This window comes from Micromonospora endophytica, assembly GCF_003236305.1.
GTDB lineage: Bacteria > Actinomycetota > Actinomycetes > Mycobacteriales > Micromonosporaceae > Micromonospora > Micromonospora endophytica.
The window spans coordinates 1-6,950 of the sequence record NZ_POTX01000281.1 but is presented as its reverse complement, the minus strand read 5'-3'; the positions used below and the strand labels follow the sequence as shown (position 1 = coordinate 6,950).

Sequence of the window (6,950 nt, the reverse complement as noted above, 5' to 3'; positions counted from 1 at the left end):
GTGGTGGGTGGCGACGGGGAGTACGTCGGCGACGGTGACGGGGCGGCCCAGCTCGGCGGTGAGCGAGGTGACCCCCGCGTCGCGGATGCCGCACGGCACGATCCGGTCGAAGTACGCCAGGTCGCAGTCGCAGTTGATCGAGAAACCGTGCAGGGTGACCCCCCGGGCGACCCGGATGCCGATGGCGGCGACCTTGCGGGCCGGCCCCCGGTCGTCGGCCGGCACCCAGACTCCGCTGCGTCCCTCGATCCGTTCAGTGGACAGGCCGAACTCGGCGCAGACGTCGATCAGCAACTGCTCGACCCGCCGGACGTACGCGACCACGTCGACCGGGTCGGGCAGGCGCAGGATCGGGTACCCGACCAGCTGCCCCGGACCATGCCAGGTGATCTTGCCGCCGCGGTCCACGTCGACCACCGGGGTGCCGTCGACCGGCCGGTCCCACGGCTCGGTGCGCTTGCCGGCGGTGTAGACGCTCGGATGCTCCAGCAGCAGCACGGTGTCGCCGCGCTCGCCGGCGACCACCGCCTCGTGCAGGCGACGCTGCTCGTCCCAGGCGGTCGGGTAGTCGAGGACACCGGCGGGCACGGCCGTCAGGCCGGAGGTCGTCGCGGTCACGCTTGCCAGCCTAAACCCGTACCCGCCGGTCACCGCCGGTGAGCCGGCCCACTCGCCGCCGCTGCAGCCCGCCGCGAGCCGATGCCGTCACCTGCAGCCCGCCGCGAGCCGATGCCGGTCACCGCTGCTGGACCCGCCAGAGCCAGACGTCCTCGACCCGCTCGGGTTCACCGAACAGCGTGGTCAACGTACGCCGGACGGCGTCCTCGTCGACCGGCCACTTCGCGCCGTGCACCTCGTCGGCGAGCACCACCGTCTCGATCCGCCAGTGCACCAGGTCGGCCTGGACCTCCTCGCGGGTGCCCTCGGTGACGATCGGCGGCAGACCGGTGCGGGCCGCCTGGTCCAGCAGCGCGCCGAAGGGACGCGGCACCGGCCCGATCCGACCCCTGTCGTCGGGACCGCCGGGCCCCAGGAAGAAGCCGGACGGGATGGCGAACTCACCCTGCCGGTTCGCCAGCGCGTACGCCTGCCAGCGCTGACCGTCGGGATAGACGTCCAGGGTGAGCGGGGCCGGGGTCAGCGTGCCGCCCGGGGAGACGTACTCCCGCCACGCACCGGAGGTGATGAAACGCGGGATCGGCTCGCGCTCGATGGTCAGCAGCGGCGTCGGGAAGAGCGGCACCAGCGCCACCACGAAGCCCACCGTCCAGGCCACCGCCGCCGCCCGGCGCGGTGGCTGCCGGCGGAGCTGATCCACGGCGTACGCCAGCAGCAGCCCGATCACCGGGGTCACCACCAGCGCGAGCCGGGCCGGCAGCGCGGCGTTGACCACCGGCAGGTGCCCGAACAGGTCGAACGGCATCGGCAGGTCGGTACGGTGCCCGTCCACCTTGGCCACCGGCCCGAAGGAGAGCGTGCCGAAGACCACCGCGAGCACGCCGAGCGCCCAGAGGGTGGCCCGGCGGCCCGGGTCGGCGCGCCGCCACACCAGCACGAAGCAGCCGACGGCGAGCACCAGCAGCGGCAACCCGAAGAAGGAGTTCTCCTCGGTGGGGTTCGGTGCCAGCGAGGTGCCGAAACCCGCCTCGCCCGCCAGCGAGCGGCGCGGGTACGCCGCGTACGCCGCGATGTCCTCGGAGTGGATCACCGCGTCGAAACCGGTGCCGTGGAACCGCTGCGGCCCGGCGAAGTGCAGCCAGAGCGGATAGGCCAGGAGCACTCCGGCGACCACCGCGGTCACCGCGAGCCCGCGCAGGAACGACGGCAGCACGGCCCGCGCCTCGGCCCGGTTGGCGGGATGCAGCGCCCAGACGGCGACGAAGACACCGAGCGCCAGCGCGGTGAAGAACAGACCCTCGGCCGCGATCGAGAAGGCGACCGCGACGAGCAGACCGAGCAGCACCCCGTCGCGCCACCAGTGCCCGGTTCGGCGCAGCGCGAAGACCCGCCACACCAGCAGCGGCACCAGCCAGCCGGCGGTCCAGTTCAGGTGGGCGTTGGCGTGCGACACCATGCCGGGGGAGAAGCCGATGAACAGGCCACCGATCGCGGCGGCCAGCCGGCTGTCGACCAGGTGTCGGGAGAGCAGCCAGTACCAGGCGACCGCGGTGGCGGCCAGGTTCAGGGTGAGGATCACCAGAAAGGTGGCCGGCGGCCCGATCAGGTACGTCAGCGGGGCGAAGACCACCGCGTACACCGTGATCGAGGTGTTGACCGCGAGGTTGACCCCGTCCGGAACGTTGATCAGGTAGGTGAAGAGCGGGTTCTGCAGGTGGGTCACGGTGTGCCCGCCGAACGCCAACAGCCACTCGAAGAGCGCCTGGTCACTGGAGTTGACGGTGATCGCGCGGCCGTTCGGATCCCGCCACAGCCCACTCGTCACCCAGACGGCGAGGGCCAGCGCGACAAGCGTCACGATCAGGTCGGTGCGACGGTCACGGGCGACCCGCGGCGGCGAAGCGGGCGCGGACGCCACGGACGGGGAGGTGGGCACCTAGCGGACGTTACCAACCACACCCTCCGCCCCGGTGCAAGGAAGGGCCCCCTATTAACGCCTCGTGTAGGTAAGGGGCCCCCTATTAACACGCCCGCGCTGTCTGCGCCGCGCGCCGTCTGCGCCGCGCGCCGTCTGCGCCGCGGGCCGTCTGCGCCGCGGGCCGTCTGCGCCGCGGGCCGTCTGCGCCGCGCGCCGTCTGCGCCGCGCGCCGTCTGCGCCGCGCGCCGTCTGCGCCGCGCGCCGTCTGCGCCGCGCGCCGTCTGCGCTGCGCCCCGCTCCGCGTGCCGGATGCGCCGTGTGCCGTGCGCGGGCTGGGCTGCGGTGCCACATCCGGGCATCGACGAATGTGTGCGTCCGCGCCATGTCATAGTCGCGACACGTCTGCGTAACGTCACGGCAATTATCGGTGACCCAGCTCACAACCTTAGGAGGTCTCCGTGCGCCGTCGTCGTACCCTGACCAGCCGCCTGACCGGCGCGCTGGCCGGCCTCGCCCTGGCCGCCACCGCGCTGGTGTCGGTCGCCGCTCCCGCCCAGGCCGCGTCCCTGACCCAGGTGACCAGCTTCGGCTCCAACCCCGGCAACCTCGCCATGTACGCCTACCGGCCGGACAACCTGCCGTCGGGTGCCCCCGCTGTGGTGTTGTTGCACGGCTGCGCGCAGAACGCCGCCGGCTACTTCGCCAACTCGGGCTGGCAGAAGTACGCCGACCAGTGGAAGTTCGCGCTGATCCTGCCGGAGCAGCGTTCCGCCAACAACTCCAGCTCCTGCTTCAACTGGTTCGAGACCGGCGACACCAGCCGGGGTCAGGGCGAGGCGTTGTCGATCAAGCAGATGGTCGACCACGCCCAGTCCAGTTACGGTACGGCCGCCAACCGGGTGTACGTCAGCGGACTCTCCGCCGGTGGGGCGATGAGCGCCACCATGCTCGCCACCTACCCGGAGGTCTTCGCCGCTGGTTCGGTGATCGCCGGTGTCCCGCACCGCTGCGCCACCAGCATGGTCAATGCGTTCTCCTGCATGAGTCCGGGCGTCGACAAGACCCCGGCCCAGTGGGGCGACCTGGTCCGCAACGCCCACCCCGGCTACTCCGGCGCACGCCCGAAGGTGGCCATCTGGCACGGCACCGCCGACTACACGGTGGCCACGGCGAACGCCACCGAGTCCCGCGACCAGTGGACGAACGTGCTCGGCGTGGCGCAGACCCCCACCAGCACCACGCAGCTGCCGGCGAACACCACACTCGAGGTGTACGGCAACGACGTCGTCCGGGTCTACCGGGTCTCCGGCATGGGGCACGGCACCCCTGTCGATCCGGGCAGCGGCGCGGACCAGTGCGGCACCGCCGCCGCGTACTTCCTGGACACCATCTGCTCGGCGTACCGGGACGCGCTCTTCTTCGGCCTGAACGACGGCGGCCCGGCACCGACCCCGACGGCCAGCCCGACCCCGACCGCGAACCCGACCGCGAACCCGACCCCGACCGCGAGCCCGACCCCGACGGCGAGTCCGACGCCGACCGCCAGCCCGACCTGCGTCACCGCAAGCAACTACGCCCACGTGGCCGCCGGCCGCGCGTACCAATCGGGCGGTTACGCCTACGCCAACGGCTCGAACCAGCGGATGGGCCTCTACAACACCTTCTACACGAGCACGCTGCGGCAGACCGACCCCAACCACTGGGTCATCGGCTGCTGACGCGGGCGAAAGCACCACCGAAAGCACCCGCGGGAGGCACCGCCAAAAGCACCACCGAAAGCACCCGCGGGAGGCACCGCCAAAAGCACCACCGAAAGCACCCGCGGGAGGCACCGCCAAAAGCACCACCGAAAGCACCGACGGGAGGCACCGGCGGGAGGCACCAGAGCACCGGCGAAAGAACCGACGGGATCAGTCGTGCAGGGCGGCGTGCAGGGCGCTGGGGAGGTCGGGGTGGCGGAAGGTGAACGCGGCCCGGTTCAACACCCCGGGCAGGACGCGGGTGCTGGTCAGGGCCTCCTGGGCGAAGCCGCCCAGGGCCACCCGCAGGGCCAGCGCCGGGATCGGGATGATCGCGGGACGGCGCAGCTGCCGGGCCAACTCCCGGGTGAACTCGGCATTGGTGACAGGTGCCGGGCCCACCACGTTCACCGGGCCGGCGAGGTCGGCGCGGGCCAGCAGGAACGTGGTGGCGTGCAGCCAGTCGACCATCGAGATCCACGGGATCCACTGCCGCCCGCTGCCGAGCCGGCCGGCGATGCCCAGCTTGAACGGCAGCAACTGCGGCTTGAGCAGCCCGCCGTCGCGGTGCAGCGGCAGGCCGGTGCGCAGCCGCACCACCCGCACCCCGGCGTCCTCGGCCGGCCGGGTCGCCGCCTCCCACACCCGGGCCACGTCAGCGAGGAAACCCTCACCGGCCGGCGCGTCCTCCTCGACCACCCGGTCGCCGGTGTTGCCGTACCAGCCGATCGCCGAGGCGTTCACCAACACCTCGGGTCGGTCGGCGGCCGGCAACCCGGCGATCGTGATGGCCAGCGTGCTGGTGGTGTCCACCCGGCTGGAGCGGATCAACTGCTGGTACCGCTCGGTCCAGCGCTGGTCGCCGACACCCGCGCCGGCCAGGTTGACCACCGCGTCGGCCTCGGCGACAAGCGCCGGGTCGAGCTGCGCCGCCGACGGCTGCCACCGCCGCTCGTCCGGCGTACGCGGCGGCCGGCGCACCAACCGGGTCACCTGGTGGCCGTCGGCGACGAGCTGGTCGACCAACCGGGTGCCGAGGAAGCCGGACGCACCGGCCATGAGGATCCGCATGCTGACATTTTCGCCGTACCCGGGGCCGCCCGCCCGGGTGGGCCCGGTTTCCTGCCTGTTCGGTGGCGCTACGCCGGTCCGTCGCCGGCCGACCGCAGCTCGGCCAGGATCCGCTCCACCTCGGCGAACGCGTCGTCCGGCAGCGGGCCGAGGGCGAGCACCCCGAGGTTCTCCTCGACCTGCCGCACCGTGCGGAAACCGGGAATCGGCACCGTACGCGGGCTGCGTGCCAGCAACCAGCCGAGGGCACCCTGGGCGAGGGTACGGCCGTCGGCGGTGAGCGCGGCCCGCACCCGGGCCACCCGCTCGGCCCACTCCGGCGTCGGCTGGCCGTCGGTGAACCAGCTCAGCCACTGCGGCGCCCGGCCCCGCACGTCGTCGTCGCCCAGCGACCGGGTCGTAGCGGTCAGCAGACCCATCGCCAGCGGCCCCCGGTTGATGCTGGCCAGGTCATGTGCCGCGCAGACCGCCAGCATCTCGGCGTTGTCCCGCAGCACCGACTGGTCGTGCTGGATCGTGGCGCAGTGCGGGGCCGCCGCCGCGAAGGCCGCCGCCGAGGCAGGATCGTCGGTGCTCCACCCGTACGCCCGGATGGTGCCCTTGGTGACCTCGGCCTCCAGCGTGTCGACCAGGTCGAGCGCGACGGCGGGCGGCAGGTCCCCCAGGTGCAGCTGGAACAGGTCGACGTGGTCGGTGCCGAGCCGGCGCAGCGACGTCTGGAGACTCTCCACCGCGTACGCCGGGCTGTGGTCGGTGCCGAGGGCCCGGCGGGTCGCCTCGTCAGTGGTGTAACCGAACTTGGTGGCGATCACCACCCCGTCGCGCCGACCGGCGAGGGCCCGACCGAGCACCCGCTCGCTGTGTCCCGCACCGTAGTTGCTCGCCGTGTCGAAGAAGGTCGCCCCGTGATCGAGCGCCGCGTGGATGGCGCGCACCGACTCGTTGTCGTCGACCTCGCCCCAGCCGAGCGGCTGCCCGTCGTCACCCCACAGCGGGCCCCCGATGGCCCAGCACCCCAGGCCGATCGCGCTGACCTTGATCCCGCTGCGTCCCAGTAACCGAGTGATCGTCATGTCGAGCAGCATTCCGTTTAGAGCGCACTCGAAGTCAAGCCCGCGCGGATCGGTGGATCAGCGCCCAGCCGAGAAAGCGGTCGAAGAGTCGCTTCGGGTCCGGTTCGTCGTCCGGAATGAGGGTGTGCAGGTGGCCGGCGGCCTCGTGCAGCAGGCCACCGAGGTGGATGAGCAGCACGACCCGGTCCTGGGCGTACTCCCGGAGCAGGGCGAGTCGCGCCGGGCCGCAGGGCCAGGGCGCGGCGCAGGCCCGGCAGCACCAGAGCGGCCGCAGCGGTGTGTGCGAGATCACCGCCGTGGCCCGCCGTGGGTCAGGTGGAGCCGGCCGACATCGCCGCGGCACCGGCTCGTCGCCGGGCCGCCGGGCCGTGGTCACGTCAGCACCTTCGATCGGGTACGCGGACAGCCCGACCGTGGACAGTCAGCCCGGTCACGGCCGGCCCGGTCGCGGTGCGGGTGATCGGGCCAGGGGCGGGGTGCGGGAGCGGGTCGTCGGGATGGGGCAACGGTGGCACCTGGTACCTCCAGGGG

6 protein-coding genes are annotated in these 6,950 nt (G+C 72.7%); 1 reads left to right on the top strand and 5 read right to left on the bottom strand.

Features of this window, described 5'->3' with window-relative positions; all coding sequences use genetic code 11:
* On the bottom strand, nt 1-618 hold a 618-nt coding region (gene lipB / locus C1I93_RS26755; protein ID WP_111246049.1), incomplete at its 3' end, for a lipoyl(octanoyl) transferase LipB.
* Between the two features lie 118 nt (nt 619-736).
* Nucleotides 737-2,554, bottom strand: a complete 1,818-nt coding sequence (locus C1I93_RS26750; protein ID WP_111246048.1) for a DUF6311 domain-containing protein — start codon at nt 2,552-2,554, stop codon at nt 737-739.
* A 440-nt stretch (nt 2,555-2,994) separates the two neighbouring features.
* On the opposite strand from C1I93_RS26750, the gene C1I93_RS26745 reads away from it, so the two are divergent.
* Nucleotides 2,995-4,254: an extracellular catalytic domain type 1 short-chain-length polyhydroxyalkanoate depolymerase gene (locus C1I93_RS26745; RefSeq protein ID WP_111246047.1), complete on the top strand. Its 1,260-nt coding sequence runs from the start codon at nt 2,995-2,997 to the stop codon at nt 4,252-4,254.
* Between the two features lie 192 nt (nt 4,255-4,446).
* Here C1I93_RS26745 and C1I93_RS26740 read toward each other — a convergent pair whose 3' ends face one another.
* The 3 genes from C1I93_RS26740 to C1I93_RS26730 all read right to left on the bottom strand — a co-directional run bounded on the left by C1I93_RS26740 (nt 4,447) and on the right by C1I93_RS26730 (nt 6,762).
* The gene (locus C1I93_RS26740) at nt 4,447-5,346 is read right to left on the bottom strand and encodes a TIGR01777 family oxidoreductase (RefSeq protein ID WP_111246046.1); all 900 of its coding nucleotides are present in this window, start codon (nt 5,344-5,346) and stop codon (nt 4,447-4,449) included.
* A 68-nt stretch (nt 5,347-5,414) separates the two neighbouring features.
* On the bottom strand, nt 5,415-6,419 hold the full coding sequence (locus C1I93_RS26735) for an aldo/keto reductase (protein WP_111246051.1): 1,005 nt from the start codon (nt 6,417-6,419) through the stop codon (nt 5,415-5,417).
* 34 nt (nt 6,420-6,453) lie between these two features.
* The gene (locus C1I93_RS26730; protein ID WP_420811718.1) at nt 6,454-6,762 is read right to left on the bottom strand and encodes a hypothetical protein; all 309 of its coding nucleotides are present in this window, start codon (nt 6,760-6,762) and stop codon (nt 6,454-6,456) included.
* Between the last annotated feature and the right edge of the window lie 188 nt (nt 6,763-6,950).

What these genes read in the sequence shown, in the direction of transcription:
- C1I93_RS26740 (WP_111246046.1), bottom strand. Translation starts at nt 5,346, where the DNA reads ATGCGGATCCTCATGGCCGGTGCGTCCGGCTTCCTCGGCACCCGGTTG.
- C1I93_RS26735 (WP_111246051.1), bottom strand. Translation starts at nt 6,419, where the DNA reads ATGACGATCACTCGGTTACTGGGACGCAGCGGGATCAAGGTCAGCGCG.